General features: G+C 41.9%; 14 protein-coding genes and 2 pseudogenes. 14 read left to right on the top strand and 2 right to left on the bottom strand.

Annotated features, from left to right (window positions below; translation table 11 throughout):
* Positions 1-85: 85 nt before the first annotated feature.
* The 10 genes and pseudogenes from CAL7507_RS15295 (at position 86) to CAL7507_RS15255 (ending at position 10,879) form a co-directional block, all read left to right on the top strand.
* A complete protein-coding gene (locus tag CAL7507_RS15295) occupies positions 86-898 on the top strand; it encodes an SPOR domain-containing protein (protein ID WP_015129374.1) in 813 nt (270 codons plus the stop codon).
* Positions 899-985: 87 nt separating this feature from the next.
* Entirely contained in the window at positions 986-2,584 is a 1,599-nt protein-coding gene (locus CAL7507_RS15290) for a bifunctional ADP-dependent NAD(P)H-hydrate dehydratase/NAD(P)H-hydrate epimerase (protein ID WP_015129373.1), read from the top strand.
* Between the two features lie 221 nt (positions 2,585-2,805).
* Positions 2,806-3,108, top strand: a complete 303-nt coding sequence (locus CAL7507_RS33115) for a hypothetical protein (RefSeq protein WP_042341354.1) — start codon at positions 2,806-2,808, stop codon at positions 3,106-3,108.
* Positions 3,109-3,172: 64 nt separating this feature from the next.
* A complete protein-coding gene (locus CAL7507_RS15280; RefSeq protein ID WP_015129372.1) occupies positions 3,173-3,484 on the top strand; it encodes a carbon dioxide-concentrating mechanism protein CcmK in 312 nt (103 codons plus the stop codon).
* A gap of 87 nt (positions 3,485-3,571) precedes the next feature.
* Positions 3,572-3,922 carry a carbon dioxide-concentrating mechanism protein CcmK gene (locus tag CAL7507_RS15275; RefSeq protein ID WP_015129371.1) on the top strand — a complete coding sequence of 117 codons (351 nt, stop codon included), beginning with the start codon at positions 3,572-3,574 and terminating at the stop codon, positions 3,920-3,922.
* 1,319 nt (positions 3,923-5,241) lie between these two features.
* Positions 5,242-6,429, top strand: coding sequence for a HetZ-related protein 2 (locus tag CAL7507_RS15270; RefSeq protein ID WP_015129370.1), 1,188 nt, complete (start codon positions 5,242-5,244; stop codon positions 6,427-6,429).
* Between the two features lie 328 nt (positions 6,430-6,757).
* Positions 6,758-6,970: pseudogene (locus CAL7507_RS33685) on the top strand (pilus assembly protein PilB); the annotation flags it as partial.
* Positions 6,971-7,405: 435 nt separating this feature from the next.
* Positions 7,406-7,948: pseudogene (locus CAL7507_RS33680) on the top strand (pilus assembly protein PilB); the annotation flags it as partial.
* Positions 7,949-8,152: 204 nt separating this feature from the next.
* The gene (locus CAL7507_RS15260; protein ID WP_015129368.1) at positions 8,153-8,842 is read left to right on the top strand and encodes a Crp/Fnr family transcriptional regulator; all 690 of its coding nucleotides are present in this window, start codon (positions 8,153-8,155) and stop codon (positions 8,840-8,842) included.
* Between the two features lie 252 nt (positions 8,843-9,094).
* On the top strand, positions 9,095-10,879 hold the full coding sequence (locus CAL7507_RS15255; RefSeq protein ID WP_015129367.1) for a M61 family metallopeptidase: 1,785 nt from the start codon (positions 9,095-9,097) through the stop codon (positions 10,877-10,879).
* A 23-nt stretch (positions 10,880-10,902) separates the two neighbouring features.
* Here CAL7507_RS15255 and CAL7507_RS15250 read toward each other — a convergent pair whose 3' ends face one another.
* Positions 10,903-12,123: a PPC domain-containing protein gene (locus CAL7507_RS15250; protein ID WP_015129366.1), complete on the bottom strand. Its 1,221-nt coding sequence runs from the start codon at positions 12,121-12,123 to the stop codon at positions 10,903-10,905.
* 116 nt (positions 12,124-12,239) lie between these two features.
* On the opposite strand from CAL7507_RS15250, the gene CAL7507_RS15245 reads away from it, so the two are divergent.
* Positions 12,240-14,225, top strand: a complete 1,986-nt coding sequence (locus tag CAL7507_RS15245) for a serine/threonine-protein kinase (protein ID WP_015129365.1) — start codon at positions 12,240-12,242, stop codon at positions 14,223-14,225.
* Between the two features lie 217 nt (positions 14,226-14,442).
* On the opposite strand, the gene CAL7507_RS15240 is transcribed toward CAL7507_RS15245, so the two are convergent.
* Positions 14,443-14,820, bottom strand: a complete 378-nt coding sequence (locus tag CAL7507_RS15240; protein WP_015129364.1) for a hypothetical protein — start codon at positions 14,818-14,820, stop codon at positions 14,443-14,445.
* 129 nt (positions 14,821-14,949) lie between these two features.
* Here CAL7507_RS15240 and CAL7507_RS15235 point away from each other — a divergent pair, with 129 nt between their 5' ends.
* The 3 genes from CAL7507_RS15235 to CAL7507_RS15225 all read left to right on the top strand — a co-directional run bounded on the left by CAL7507_RS15235 (position 14,950) and on the right by CAL7507_RS15225 (position 16,245).
* A complete protein-coding gene (locus tag CAL7507_RS15235; RefSeq protein WP_015129363.1) occupies positions 14,950-15,147 on the top strand; it encodes a hypothetical protein in 198 nt (65 codons plus the stop codon).
* Positions 15,140-15,523 (top strand): hypothetical protein, encoded by a 384-nt coding sequence (locus tag CAL7507_RS15230; protein WP_015129362.1) that lies wholly within the window; start codon positions 15,140-15,142, stop codon positions 15,521-15,523. Before CAL7507_RS15235 ends, CAL7507_RS15230 begins: the two co-directional genes overlap by 8 nt.
* 224 nt (positions 15,524-15,747) lie before the next feature.
* Positions 15,748-16,245, top strand: a complete 498-nt coding sequence (locus CAL7507_RS15225) for a hypothetical protein (protein WP_015129361.1) — start codon at positions 15,748-15,750, stop codon at positions 16,243-16,245.
* The last annotated feature ends 13 nt before the right edge of the window (positions 16,246-16,258 follow it).

The following is a 16,258-nucleotide window of genomic DNA, read 5'->3' as shown; positions in this document are numbered from 1 at the left end:
CAATTCTAAGCTAACACTATATAGTTTCCATAACGACTAATTTGTTAGTTTCTCCAAGAAATTATCTAGAAATCTGATGAAGGCTATGTTCACACAAATATCAGGGAAATTTACCGCATATCAGACGGTGCTGCTATTCTTGGGAGGATGGTTAACGCTACTTTCCCAATCTACCCCAGTGCAAGCGCAAATTCCCAACAATGGGGTAATCCTTGCTCAGGCGAGGGTGTGGGGAGCCGTACCACCACCACCAAATCTCTCACCAATTCCCCAGAGTCCTCAGCCGATAGTCATACCACAGGTGCAACAGACGCAACCATTACAGTGGAGTTCATCTCCACAAAATATTCCGGGCTATCAATCAGTGCAGTCAAACTCATATAATCAAAACTCTGAGCTTTACTTGGTATACGTTGATAATAATTACCAGCAGTTACAAAGAGTCAAACAGATTGAGCCCACAGCATATGTTCGGCAATACAACGGACGCTCTATTATTCAATCAGGATCTTTTAGCAAACAGTCTAATGCTGAACGACGGGTGAGAGAATTAGAATTTAATGGTATTCGTGGAGCGCAGGTAGTTAGAGCAGGCAGTGGGCAGCAAGTAATGTACCCTAATAGTACAGCTTATTACGATCCTAGACCAAATAATCAGCCACGAGAAAACCCCAGGGCTTATTATGTCACGATTCCGGCCAAGTCAGAACAGTTAAGTGCGATCGCTAATCAAATTAGGCAGAACACAAACCGATATGACATCGTCCTAGAAAGACAACAACCTAGAGGACCTCATGTAGCAGTTGGGCCTTTCACTCAACGTTCAGATGCTGAACAATGGAATAGCTATTTGCGAAAACAGGGATTTGGTAACGCCAGAGTTTACTACGGTAGGTGAATACAGTGAACAGTTATCAGTGAACAGTGAACAAACTGATAACTGATAACTGATAACTGATAACTGATAACTGATAACTGATAACTGATGCAAAACAGGCAAGAAAAAATTTCCCAAATCGTAGTCACCGCTGAACAGATGCGGGATATTGAAGGGCGGATTTTTGCTGCCGGAATGCCTGTAGCCGCTTTAATGGAAAAGGTTGCAGGACTAATTGCTCGTCGTATTCAAGAGATTATCCCCCAGATTAATTCCCGTGTGGGAATTTTAATCGGCCCCGGTCATAATGGGGCTGATGCTTTGGTAGTCGCCCGTGAATTACACTTTCGCGGGTATGAAGTCTTGCTCTATAATCCTTTCTCTAAACTGAAAGAATTAACTTCCCAGCATTTGCAATATGCTCAAAGTCTCGGCATCCCCAGTTATCAAACTATTAACAGTTCGGCTGCGCTCACCGTTAACAGTGAGCGCAGCCGAACTGTTGAAGAGTTGCCAGATTGTGATTTAATAATTGATGGTTTGTTTGGATTTGGTTTAGAAAGAAACCTCACTGGTGCGATCGCTACAGCAATAAATCAGCTAAATGAAAGACATCAACCCATTATCAGTATTGATTTACCCTCCGGTTTGCACACCGATACAGGCAAAGTCTTGGGGACTGCAATCCGCGCTACCCACACATTTTGTTTAGGTTTGTGGAAGCTAGGTTTATTACAAGATCAGGCACTAGATTATGTTGGTAAAGCTGAGTTAATCGATTTTGATATTCCCTTGGCTGATGTGCAAGCTGTATTAGGAGATGCACGGAAAATTAGACGCATTACCAAAGCAACAGCACTTGCAACTTTACCCTTACCCCGTCCCCCTGTCACCCACAAATACAAAGAAGGACATTTACTGTTAATTTGTGGTTCGCGGCGTTATGCAGGTGGTGCAATTTTAACTGCTTTGGGTGCCCGTGCTAGTGGTGTGGGGATGCTTTCAATTGCAGTACCAGAATCTTTGAAACCGCTTTTAGTGTCACATTTGCCAGAATCTCTGATTATTGGTTGTCCAGAAACAGAGACAGGAGCCATCGCTCAGTTACAATTACCAGAGAACAATCATTTAAATTCATTTAGTGCGATCGCTTGTGGCCCTGGTTTAACTCAAGATACTACCCCCATTGTCCAACAAGCGATCGCTAGTGAATGCCCCTTAATTCTCGATGCTGATGGTTTAAATATTCTGGCAAACCTGGGAACCATCCCCACCTTAAAAAAACGCCAAGCCATAACAATACTCACACCCCACACAGGTGAATTTAAGCGGTTATTCCCCGATATTCCCGACGCTAATCAAGACAGAATCAAGACCGTACAAGCAGCAGCAGCGCAAAGTGGGGCGATAATCTTATTAAAAGGGGCAAGGACAGCGATCGCCAATCCCCAAGGCGCAGTTTGGATTAACCCCGAAAGTACCCCAGCCTTAGCCCGTGGTGGTAGTGGCGATGTCCTTACAGGCTTACTCGGTGGATTGTTAGCACAAGGTGTGAAGAGAAACATTCCTGTTGAGGATATTGTCGCTACTGCAGCTTGGTGGCATTCACAAGCAGCTATTCTAGCAGCCCAAGAACGCACAGAATTAGGTGTAGATGCCTTTACCTTGACACAATATTTGTTGAGAGTCCTACATTTAGTGAAATAGGCGGTTAGAAACCGCATCTACACAAACAAAACCCACCTCGGTGGGTTTCAAAACCTAGATTTTCCCTAGTCTAAGCTAGTAGTCTGTCAGGGTTGAAATGAGGGACTGTAGTGTGAGCGTCTCGCTCACGCGGGCTTTTCGGCCCGCACTACCAAAAACCCCTCAAAACAAAATTGACAAACCACTAGTCTTTGACTGTTGACTCTTGACAACCTATTGTATTGATTGAACAAAAGCGGATTGTGGCAATTTTGGCTGAAGCGTTTGAGGGGATTGATGGAGCGATCGCCAACACCGAAAAAAACCTCCCCAGGTTTAAAACAAGCCAAAAAATTGCCGACTCTACAAAAGGCGATCGCATCTACCAAGTAGATATGCAAACAGGGGCAAAAAGCTACATCAACCAATATCCCATATCGGATCAACGGTTGTCAGCCACCTTTAGCGATCGCTGGTTGGGCAACTTAACTTCAGTGACTTCACGTCTGAAAGTCGCCCAGATACAAGAAAGTTTCACAAAATGACAAAATAGGGACTAAAGCCTCGTACAATTAATATCACTTATCCTACACTCAGGAGAGTGAAGCCATGCCAATGGCGGTCGGTGTAATTGAAACTTTAGGTTTTCCTGCTGTGTTAGCAGCAGCAGATGCAATGGTGAAATCTGCCGCAGTCACACTGGTGTATTATGGTCAAGCGGAAAGCGCCCGTTTACTAGTCGCTGTGCGGGGACATGTTGCCGAAGTGAGAACAGCAGTTGAGGCTGGAATTGCCGCCGGAGAACAAGTAAAGGTTGGTGCAGTAATTACCCATTACATAGTTCCCAATCCCCCAGAAAATGTGGAAACCATACTACCAATCCACTTCACTGAAATATCGGAACCTTTCCAGATGTTCTAAGCAAATTCGCCACTAAAATCTGTAGCGAAGCTTCGTACAATATATATTCATGGCGCCAGATAGGTTTATTCATACAGGAGATTTCTAATGTCACTACAGGCAGTCGGAGCACTGGAAACTAAGGGTTTTCCTGCTGTGTTAGCAGCAGCAGATGCAATGGTAAAAGCTGGTCGAGTTACCCTAGTTGGGTATATCAGAGTGGGTAGTGCCCGTTTTACAGTCAACATTCGTGGTGATGTTTCTGAAGTCAAAACAGCTATGGCTGCAGGTGTGGAAGCCGCAGAAAATGTTTATGGTGGTACTTTGGAATCTTGGGTGATCATTCCTCGTCCCCATGAAAACGTCGAAGCCGTACTACCAATTGCCTACACAGAAGCAGTCCAACAATATCGAGAGTCTGTAGAAAACCCCATCATCAGATCATCAAACGGACGATAGAGTAAAAGCTATTAGTTATTTAGTCAAAATGTGTCAGTTACCGCCACACAGAACTTTGCTAAAAAACAGATAATTCATCAAAAAAGGTTATAGGGAGTAGATAATAGGGAACCGAATTTCCTATTGGGGAGTAATAAACCTCTACTAGTCGTGTGTGGCTCCTTTCGGTTGGAGTCCAAATTCTCTTCTTGTTACTCCCTATTTTCTCGTTAACTGTGTTCTAGCGTATATATAGGAATCCGCTTTGGTTATTGAAAAATCTACGTATATGTAAGGTGGGCAGTGAGTGTCCAATGCCACTTGACGACAGTTGTTGCTCCTGTCGGAGACGCTACTTCTCCGTAGGGGTACAAGTGCGTTAACCAAAAACACATAGTAGGGGCACGGCATAATCAGATTATCGGCTTGTGGAAAAGATTGAGGATGCCGTCGGGCACGGCATAGTCAGATTATCGGCTTGTGGAAAAGATTGAGGATGCCGTGCCCCTACGGGATTGTCTTTTATGGGCGGTTTATTTGATTTAATTAATCCCACATTTTAACCTTGCCACGTCACTACGTATATTTCAAAAATCAAGTATGAATCCTATAGCGTATATATCTGTGGCTACTTTTTTAATTATTCGCAGTTTTGCCAGAGGCAATACTTAGTAATGGTACAGTACCAGTAAGATTAATTAGTAAATGTAAAATATTAGACCTTCCTGAAAACAACTGTACTCTAATGTCTGCAAAGATGTTCTGGGTTACATATAGATATGAAGTAGCATCTCCTGCTCAACAAAAAATAGAAAAAACAGGTGAAAATATTACCCTAATGGGTACTTGAAAATTTTCAGTATTTTTCTGAGAATAAAAGTGTATGTACTGCCTTGAACTCAGGCAAAATAGTAAAACTAGTGAGCGAAATTCATAAAATTTGCTTATTTCCACGGGAAAATTGCACAAAGGTGAAACTCATCTTGGTAAAACAACGTCTGGTTTAACACAACTCATTTTGGCTCCTCTATATGAGGTATAGAAAATCAAATTTTCTCAACCCCTACATAGTGCTAGTGTATTCTTACTCACTCTGTTCAAATCTTTTTTCTCGATGGCAAATATATAACTTTACAAAAATTTTTAATTTGCGTAATTACCGAAAATATCTTATGCAGCAATATTTTCAGCAGTTGGAAATCAAAAACAAACCTATAAATGGAGAAATTTCTGCATAAAGTTAATGAGTCCAGACGTAATAAAAGAGTAATCGCTGAAATTTCTTCATAGATGAAGGTGGGATAAGGGGCAACTACCGGCTAAAAAATTAAGTGCGACAAATGGGGGTTGTGATGCAAACTTTAAAACAGGGTTTCGAGGAGCGCAATCTCGCTATGGCAACGGAAGCAGAAAAGCTGGCGCAAAATTGGCGAAAACGCCTAGCGACAGAATGTCCAGAACAAAACGTAGCTACCAGAGAAAGTATAATTCTTTGGCTTTTGGGACGTGATTGCCAACGGTTTGAGCTGCTCAACCCCAAGGAACTCAATATTGCCAAACAAGCAATGGAATATCGGTATCGAATCTTACTGCAGCGTTACTTAGGTATGTCTAGAGAACGTGCTTATCGTAACTTAATCAATCGGCTGGCCAGTTTAGTCACATTAAGAAATAAAATTCAAACTTGGGTATCCCTCAGCCGCGATCGCCAACGTAGCGTAATTGATGTATTACAAGAAGTATTGCAAGAATTACTCCAAAGCGATACATACATCCAAGCTCAAATGGCTGGTATCGCTGAAGTGACAACAGATAAGCGACTACGAGATACTTTACTGTTTGCGAGTATAGAAGAATATTCTTTGCGTCCAGTACGCAATCAACCTCTCCTAGCTTACCGCTTTGTGAATTACCTGCGTCGGACTCAACGTGGTGGTTTAACCCAAGTACCAGGCAGTGATTTGATTCGGCTAGTTTCAGAAGAAATTCTCGCAGACGACAGTGACAATCGGGTGAACCTAGTTGATAATCAAGCGATCGCCGAATATCAAGAAGCACAAGAGCTAGAAGAGCAACAAATATTACGTCAGGGAGTGCAAAAAGAATTTGAAAATTATCTCCAAGAAAATCTCGGTGCAGAAGCCGTAGAATGGCTGCAACTCTATCTTCAAGGTAAAACCCAAGACGAAATTGCGAAGAAACTAAACAAACCAATTAAGGAAATATACAGACTTAGAGAAAAAATTAGCTACCATGCAGTGCGTGTATTTGCCCTGAAAGGCAAACCAGAACTAGTCGATAACTGGCTCTCAATTTCCTTACAAGAACATAACTTGGGATTAACCCAAAGCCAATGGCAGCAACTTCATACACAATTGACTCAAATCGGGCAACAGATCCTGGATTTGCGGAGAGCAGGTAACTCAATAGAAGCAATAGCTCAACAGTTAAAACTCAAAACCCATCAGGTAATGGGCGAATGGACTAAAGTCTATCTCGTCGCTCAGTCCCTAAGAACTCAGGAATAACCCAGCTGATCAGCAGAAGAGGAAAAGGGGCTGCTCTTGCAGGAAGCAGGGGGAGAACTCCATAAATAAATTTAGCCTTCAACTACGCTCAGGCTAACTTTGAGCAGAGCCTAACCGTTAGTTGCCCTGAACCCTTATGTATGAGAACCCATAAATCAATCTTCCCCCTCCCTCCTGACTCTTCCCTCCTGACTTCTACAATCCCAAACTGAGCCGCGACTTCATACTGGCTAGTTTAATTTTTAACAAGAATACAAAGTATTTTTATTTACTCTCAACGAACTTAGAGCCAAAATAGTAGAGAAGCAAATATTCAGCAATCAAACCTATGTCGTCTTCTGAGGGCAAACTAACTAACACTGAAGCGATAGGGCAGCAAGTGCTAACTCCGACTCCTACTCACACAGAATTACTGAGCGATCGCGATCAGATATTTTATCTAATCGACAGTCTCTTATCCTTTGAAGCTTGCCTCTATCACCAAATTTTGCCTTGTAGACTAGAGGACAACAACCTATTGCTGGGTATGGTTTATCCCCAAGAGAGCGAAGCCCTAGATTACGTTCATCGTATTTTGTCTTATATCAATTGCACAATGGTCGTAGAGGCGATCGCAATTGATGCTCACCGCACCATACTCTCGGCTTACCTCAACTACAAAAATACATCCCACCCAAAAGCCAAACCAGAGCATCAGCCAAAAGCGGAATCCATCAACAAGAACACAGCTACACTTCCATCTTCTGCAGATCCCCAAGAAAGCACACAAATTACAGGCGTACAGACAGATTTTCCCTCTCTAAAAGCAGATAACTTATATGAAAACACTACTCTTATAAGCTCCTTTCGCAAAAGCGAACAAGTAGAAACTTCTCCAGCAGCACTGCAAGACAATTTAACTGCCTTGCCAGCACAAGTCCCAGAGACATTAAGTCCCATTGAACTGCTACCAACACTACCACCCAAAAGATTATTAGAAGAATTATTAGGAAGGGTTCTCGCTGGCGGAATTGGTCGTTTATATTTAGAAAGACAGCCTTACCAAGGCAGAATCCTCTGGAGTGACAATGGCGTTTTACAGTCTGTAATCGAAAATCTGCCCCTTTCCATTCTCCAAGGAGTAATGAATGAATTAAAGCGATTTGCAGGCCTACCCGTAACCACAATCGCAGAGCCAAAACAAGTAGAGAAAGAATACCTACATCAACAAAACCGTTTGTTATTACGCCTGAGAGTGATGCCAGGACTTTACGGTGAAGAAGCTACACTACAAGTGTTGCGCGGAGCAGCACTAAAGTTCTATCAACAACAACAGTTGGGTCATGTTAGTCGTGATGCTTTAGGAATTGCTCAACAACTCAACTTAAAGTTGCATGAACTACAACAACGGCTTGTACTCAATCCCAACCTACAATCTGAGCAACTAGATACGTTAGTCGCCTTGAACCAACTCATGGGAAATTTAGACCAACAGATCAAAACCTTAACTGGCAATGTCCAGCCGCGCCTCAAAAATTAAATAAAAGTTATCTCAGTAAAACCGCTGATTTCGATCTTAGAGATAATTGTTATGTTGTAGTGTAAATCCAGACTTAAAAACCTGGAATTTTAAAGTCAGAACTGCAATATTTTTGGTTTCGCATTCAGCGAAAGATTACCGTTTTAAAGCTTATAGTTGCCAACTTAATTTTCCTTTCTTAAATTCATTTTTTGCACATATTTCATGCAGACTGAGACTGAGGTTTTTAGTGAACTTTTCCCCTTGCTGAGTACAGCCAACCCGCAGAGTCTGGAATGGCTACTCGACGTTGCAATTGACCACGAATATCCACCAGAACGAGCAGTTGTCATGGAGGATGCCTGGGGTAACGCGGTTTACTTTGTGGTTTCTGGTTGGGTCAAAGTCCGGCGTAACTCTGGAGGTAATTCTGTAGCCTTGGCAATCTTAGGTAGGGGCGATTTTTTTGGAGAAATGGCCATTCTAGATGAATCTCCACGCTCAACCGATGTCATTGCTCTGTCGCCTGTGAAGTTATTGAGCATTTCCAGAGAACGGTTTATTCAGATATTATTTAAAGACCCGCATTTACATCATCGAATGCTACAACTGATGGTGCGACGATTACGGCAAGTAAACCTGCGGTTACAAATGCGGTCTTCACCACCAGCGGTTAAACTAGCCCAGACCCTAGTGAGTTTAACTGAAAGCTATAGTCAAAAATCAGACAAAGGCAAAGAAATTTTTAACATACCGTTCAAAGATTTAGCAGAACTGGCAGAAATCAGTGTTGACGAAACTACTAAAATTATGGAAAAGCTCCATGAGAAAGGTTGGATCAAAATTGATACTACCAATAACATGATTTGTTTAGTTAACTTCCAACAGTTGGTTAATTTAGCTGGCAAAGTCTAACCAATGATGAGTGCTGAGGAGCCAGCCACTGCTAAAGGCTTATCCATTTAGCTCAGTTGTCTTTCTAAGTAGAATGACAGAATTAATTACACAATGACTGTAAATATTTTTGTCCGGCTACTTAAATCGAGATTTTTTGAACACCACTGATATCTTGAAGTCTCTGCAAGACTGGAGTAGCTCCCCTTGACTCTTGACTCCTAACTCCTGACTATTAACTAATAACTCAGAACTTAGGACTCAGCACTCAAGATGACTGAAGCAACAGCGCCTCGTCTGGATACCCGCATTCAGGAAAGCTTGCCGACTATTCATTATCTGGTAGCAATGCCTCAACCAGAGACACATCTGTTTGAAGTGACTTTGCACCTCACAGATTACCAATCGCCGATTCTAGATTTAAAAATGCCAGTGTGGACACCAGGTTCCTACTTGGTGCGAGAATATGCCAAGAACTTACAAGATTTTGCCGCTTTTGCCGACGCTCAACCTTTACCTTGGCGAAAAATCAGTAAAAACCACTGGCAGGTAGAAAAAGGTAATATTTCAGAATTAACTGTACGTTACCGGATTTTTGCGAATGAGCTATCAGTACGCACAAATCATTTAGATTCTAGCCACGGCTATTTTAACGGTGCGGCGCTGTTTTTCAGAATACCAGGCTGGGAGAAGCAAGCAATTCTTGTGACAATCATCCCACCGCGCCCAGATTGGCAAGTCACTACTCCTTTATTATTAGATCCCAGGCAAGCTAATACTTTCTCTGCTGCCGATTTTGACACCCTGGTAGATAGTCCTTTTGAGATTGGTTGTCACCAGTTGTATCAGTTTGAAGTATTGGGTAAACCTCATGAATTAGCAATTTGGGGAGAAGGAAATTTTCACCCGCAAGAAATGATTGCTAATATTCAGAAAATTATTCAAGTGGAAGCCGAGATGTTTGGTGGCTTACCTTATGAAAGGTATGTGTTTTTGCTACATTTGGCTCACCAAGCTTATGGGGGTTTGGAGCATAAAAATGCTTGTTCGTTAATTTATCAGCGTTTCGGGTTTCGCACTCAGGAAAAATGCGATCGCTTTATTCAACTAGTAGCCCATGAGTTTTTTCACTTGTGGAATGTCAAGCGCATTCGCCCCAAAGCACTAGAAGTTTTTGATTACGATCAGGAAAACTATACACCCTCTCTGTGGTTCTGTGAGGGGACTACAAGTTACTATGACTTGCTGATTCCTTTATGGGCAGGAATTTATGATGCTAAGTCCTATTTGCATCATTTGAGTAAGGAAATCACTAAGTTTCTCACCACACCAGGGCGCAAAGTACAACCCCTGGCTGAGTCGAGTTTTGATACTTGGATTAAACTTTATCGCCCGGATGCCAATAGCGGTAATTCCCAAATTTCCTACTATTTAAAAGGAGCAATGGTGTCTTTGTTCCTAGATTTGTTGATTCGATCGCAGCATCGCAATCAGCGTTCCCTGGATGATGTGATGCGGCAAATGTGGCTACAATTTGGACAAGCCGAAATTGGTTATACACCAGAACAGTTACAGTCAGTAATTGAGTCTGTTGCTGGGATAGATTTGACAAATTTCTTTCAACGCTACATTGATGGCACTGAAGAATTGCCTTTTAATGATTATCTAGCACCCTTTGGCTTGCGATTGGTGGCGGAACAGGAAGAAGAACCCTACTTAGGTGTGAGAGCAAGTACTGAAAATGGCCGAGAGATAATTAAATTTGTCGAAGTGGGTTCACCTGCACAACTAGCAGGAATTGACGCAGGTGACGAGTTACTGGCTATTAATGGCTTTAAAGTCACAGCCAGTGGCTTGAGCGATCGCCTCAAAGATTATCAACCAAATGATACCATCCAGGTTACAGTTTTCCATCAAGATATACTTACTTCCCTGACTGTAACTTTAGCTCATCCTCTGCCGACAAAGTATCAAGTAATTCCAGTCCAAAATCCTGATCCGATACAAAAGGAGAATTTAGCTGGATGGTTAGATAAGTACAAAAAAACTTTGCAGTAGTATCAGCAGATGCAAATATGTACTTAGAAAATGGTCAAACGGTATCTACCACGTTCCTGTGGACTAGCGGAAATTACCACTACATAGTAAGTATCATCCTTAGGTAGCTTGGCTCGATCAATTAAAGCACTGTATTTACCATCTTTGGAGTTATCTGTGGCAATTCTGTTTCCTTGAGAATCTAACAAGACGAGATAAGGAGAAAAAGTTTCCCAAAGACTATCCACACGAATACTAACCAGCTGATCCTTTTTCCCTTGAAACTTGGAAACATTGTAAGCACTACTATTTTGTTTCAGGGTGAGACTTTTGTCAGTTAGTTCAGTGGATTCGTCTATACTATAGCTGGCTCTATCATTTCTCAGAGCCAGACTATAACGTCCAGTGTCTCCAGGATTACGGCTAGTTACAGCAATAGTATAAGTACCATTTGCAGGCAATCGCACAAAAATAAATGCATCTTTCGTTTCACCATTTGGTGCTGCACTACCTCGTTTGACAATCACATTATTATCAGGATCGAGGAGAAACATGAAAGGATTTAAACTCAAATTATTAGAGCGGCGTTGATCCCCGCTGCCAATAAGTCTGATTTGGATCAGTTGGTTTTCTTGACCTTTAAACTGGTAGAAATGAAAGTATCTACCTTGAGAATTAAAATCACCCTTACCCAAAATACCAAATGCGATATCTACAAAGTTAATCTCTCTGTAACTAAAAACTTTGGCTGGAGAAACAGGTGTAACTTCAATAGTGGGGCTTTTACCTGGTTGACGACTGCGCTGGCGGGGAGGATTAGAGCGCTCATTTCCAGGATTTGGATTAGAATCTATAGGTCTAGAAGGTCTAGGTTCAGGGCTACCTTCTGAAGGATTGGAGGTAGGATTGGCATTTTCAGGTGGTTTAGACGTTCTGGAATTATTGCCACTATCTGTAGGCTGAGGAGTGGGAACAGAATTTATGGTGTTAGGCGATATCCGCGCAGGTATGGGTGAATCAATCTGCTGGTTGCGTTGTGGAGATGTAGTTGGTTGCGAGGCTGGGATTTGTTCAATTCCTTGTTGTACTGCTTCTGGTTCCCTCTCATCTGGTGTTTTGGCAATTCTGAATTTTTCAAATGATTCTGGGTTTTCTAAAGCACTGATAGGCAGAATATGATTTGCCAGCAGCAAACTGCCACTAATAGAAAGAATAATCGCTAATTTAAATTTAAACCGATATTTTTTGTTGTTTTTCCTTACCATAATTTTCCTCCTCATTTTGATGATTTTTTTTATTTAAAATAATCATTCCGGCAACTTTGTAGCAAAATAATATGTCAAGAATTAATATATACTCAAACGGCAAAAGGATTCCCAGTATGCGCTGCTGCCTGAATCCCGATTGCTCAAATCCGCAAAATCCTGATGACAACCAGTATTGTGAAAGTTGCAATACACCATTAATACCACTATTGAGGGGTCGTTATCGTGTCATTAAAGTACTATCTGATGAAGGCGGATTTGGCAGAACCTATCTAGCGGAGGATGTCGATAAGCTCAATGAATGGTGTGTTGTCAAGCAATTTGCCCCTAAAATTCAGGAAACTTCCGCTTTAAAGAAGGCAATTGAGCTATTTAAAGAAGAAGCGAAACAACTACAGAAATTGGGAGAACATCCCCAAATTCCTACACTTTTAGCTTATTTTGAACAAGATAATTATCTATTTTTGGTGCAGCAGTTTATCGATGGACACAATTTACTCCAAGAATTGCAACAAGGGATAACTTACAACGAAGCCAAAATTCTCGACCTTTTGCTGGATTTGCTCCCCATCCTCCAGTTTATCCACGATCGCGGTGTGATTCATCGGGATATCAAGCCACAGAATATCATTCGTCGTCAAAGTGATGGGCGGCTAGTGCTGATTGACTTTGGCTCCTCAAAGCAGCTGACAGCAACAGTGCAAACTCAAATCGGCACAACGATTGGCTCACATGGTTACACCCCGATGGAACAGATGCAGGATGGCGAAGCTTATCCAGCCAGTGATTTGTTCAGTTTGGGTACCACTTGCTTTCACCTCCTCACAGGGATTCGTCCATCAAAACTGTGGATGCAACACGGCTATAGTTGGGTTTCTGCTTGGCGACAACATTTTAGTAATTCAGGTTATGTTGGGGGTTCTCTGTCTGGACATTTGAGTCAGGTTTTGGACAATCTGTTAGAAATAGATATTCAACAGCGTTATCAATCGGTGGATGAAGTCATCAAAGACTTGACAAATCAGCCATTATTACCACCAACACCTGCGACTCTACTAACAGTCTCATCAACTACCGAAAGGCTATTCCGCAAAAATCGACTGTTAGTCTATGTTGCCATTTTGCTGCTGGGATTCGGAGGAGTTTGGTATTTACAATCTCGCTCCCAGATAATTACTAACAGGACTCAAGAAAACACTCCAGCGCCTAGCACCCTTAAAGGACATGCTAGCGATGTGAATTCCGTAGCTTTTGCACCCGATGGTATTACCTTAGCTAGTGGCAGTGACGATCGCACAATCAAACTCTGGAATCTAGCCACAGTCAAGCAAATTCGCACCTTAACAGGTCATTCTAGATGGGTTTGGGCGATCGCTTTCTCTCCCGATGGCAAAACCCTCGCTAGCGGTAGTGCAGACAAGACAATCAAGTTGTGGAATATAGCAACTGGCAAGGAAATCCGCACCTTAGTAGGGCATTCTCAAGGCATTGCATCTGTCACCTTCAGCCCTGACGGCAAAACCCTTGCTAGTGGCAGCTTGGACAAGAAAATTAAACTATGGAATTTGGCGACGGGAACAGAAATCCGCACATTAGAAGGACATTCTCAGGCTGTTGCAGCTATATCCTTCAGTCCTGATGGCAAAACTCTTGCCAGTGGCAGTTGGGACAAGAAAATTAAACTGTGGAATTTGGCGACGGGAAAAGAAATCCGTACCTTAGAAGGACATTCCGGCTTAGTTCTTGCTGTCGCTTTCTCTCCCGATGGCATCAACCTTGCCAGTGGTAGCAAAGACAAAACAATCAAATTGTGGAATCTGGTAACGGGAGAGGCTATTCGCACTCTCAAAGGACATACAGACAAGGTTAATTCTGTTGCTTATTTGCCAAAATCAGGCGACAACAAAAATCAAAATACTATCCTTATTAGTGGCAGTAACGATAATACTGTGAAACTATGGAATCTCGAAACAGGAAAGGAAATTCGGACTTTAAAGCGAGATTCTGGCTACATTTATTCTGTCGCTGTTAGTGCCGATGGAAAAACTATTGCTAGTGGTGGTAGTGCTGATAATATTATTAAGATTTGGCGGATGCCTTAGTCGAGATCAAGGTAAAATCTCAAAAGTATTACTTAGTAATTATTAAATAGTAGTGGCGTGTCCAGGCTAAAATGTTGCAATATAAAAGGTTCGTAGTTGCGCTTCAGCGCCTTCTTATAGCGGTTCTCGGTCGGATGCAATACAGTCGTGCAGCGCAACGCACCATCAACAGGTGAAGGTGCGTTAGCCTCGGTCATAACACAACCTTTTAGATTGCTTACTGGTTCAAAAAGCCTATCGCTTGTTCCAGTGACATTTTCGCCTTGTGTAAGTTAAGTAGGTTTTCTTGATCGTATCGATCTGGATAATTCATCTTCCTACCTTCTAGTGTGATCCGAATGAGTGCTGCTTGTTCATCTGTAGGCGAACTCATCTGATCTATGGCAGAGCCAATTACCTGGATTTGGTTAAAATTAGGGTATTTTAGCCCTTTACCTTGCCTGAGTTGCTGAATTGCTATCTGTGGGAACGCCATTAAGGTAACAATGTATGAGGTCTTATATCCTGCATTCCCTGTAGGTTTGACACCATAGAGACGACACAAATCGCGTAATTGAGCGATCGCTTTAATTTCGAGTTCAGCGCGTGTGAACATAAAATAGTAATGTCCATGATTGTAAGTGGATATTGGTGGTTGTACTTCCGGCAAGTTGTCACAACCACTAAAAAACAATTTAATCTGCTGCCTACCAGTGATTCAAATTATATTTATATTTCTACATAAATGCCTAACCCTAAAGGTCATCCAGAAAATTTAAAGCCTTTTAAATCAGAGAGGGAAGAACCTTTAAGCGAGCGTCTTAATCTACGCATCACAAAAACGATGAAGGAAGAGCTAGCCACAAAGGATGATCCTCCAGAATTTTGTCGTCGTGTCATCCAGGAAGCATTAGATAAAGATAAAAATAAAGACAATGCCTAATCTTCAAGTAATGTATTCAATTAAAAATTACATTGGTAAAGTGTTACAGCAGTTGTTAATTAATTATAAGAACACACGCGAAGAAAGAAGACAGATAAGTATATGGGAAGAATCAAAAGATTTCAGCATATTAGGGGAAATAGAAATTTTTACAACTGATGTTGAGGGATACGCGTCTCAAGTAATTGCTAATGATGACTTAGAAAATTATCAAGATATAATTCAAAAATTAACAAAAATGAATATATTTGATATTTCTTATTTTGCCGATTGGTACTTTTCAGAGGAAAGTTACTTTCCACATGTAAAACTTTATATAGAAAAACTTAACTATCTAAGGTTATTAATTATTGAGTATATAAGTTTACATCAGTAGCATCTGTTCTACCGCATTTTGGTTTTTTGGGAAAATGCCTATGTAACAAAGGATTGGGCTTCTCTGCAAGAGGCTACGCTCAGGACAAGCTCAGTCCTTCGACGTTCAGCCCGTGGGTTGAGCGAAGTCGAAACCCACCATCCTAAATATCAGCTACTTTACTTCTCTGCATATCCATTAAGTGAATATACTAGCAATTATAGAAATTTAACTTCATTAAAAAAATGCCTAAATTCGACAGTGCTAAATTGAAAAAAGTATCTGTGAGCCTTCCCTTTGGCATTGGTTCAGCGGAATGGGAAGCTGATCCCACACAACGGAGGGCTGCATGGTCGCTTTATGTTGAACTTGTTACACGAGTTGCGGTGCAGCCTTTGGAATCTAGCGAAGGATTATTGCGAGAGGCGCTGAATTCTTTATACAGCTTGTTTGGCACTACACGAGAAATTCTCAAGCAGGCTGGCCCTGATGTGGGTGCATCTCACGATTCTGTGGGGGGAATTGCCATAGCTGTGTTGAATAATGGTTTACGTCCTGTTTTGGCTAGATGGCATCCCATATTACAGACTTGGGAAGCCCAGCGTAAACCTAACGTAAGCCCTAAAGACCATGAGCGTGATTGGTCTGAGGAAGCTAATTTGCGCGCTGAGTTGGAAGCGTTGCGGCAAGATTTAGAGCAGTATGCTCATGCTTTGGCGATTATTGCGGGTGTGAAGGAATAACAAAAAGCACATT

The organism is Calothrix sp. PCC 7507, from assembly GCF_000316575.1.
Lineage (GTDB): Bacteria > Cyanobacteriota > Cyanobacteriia > Cyanobacteriales > Nostocaceae > Fortiea.
Note: the sequence above shows the minus strand (reverse complement) of the source record. Positions and strands in the feature narration are given on the sequence as shown.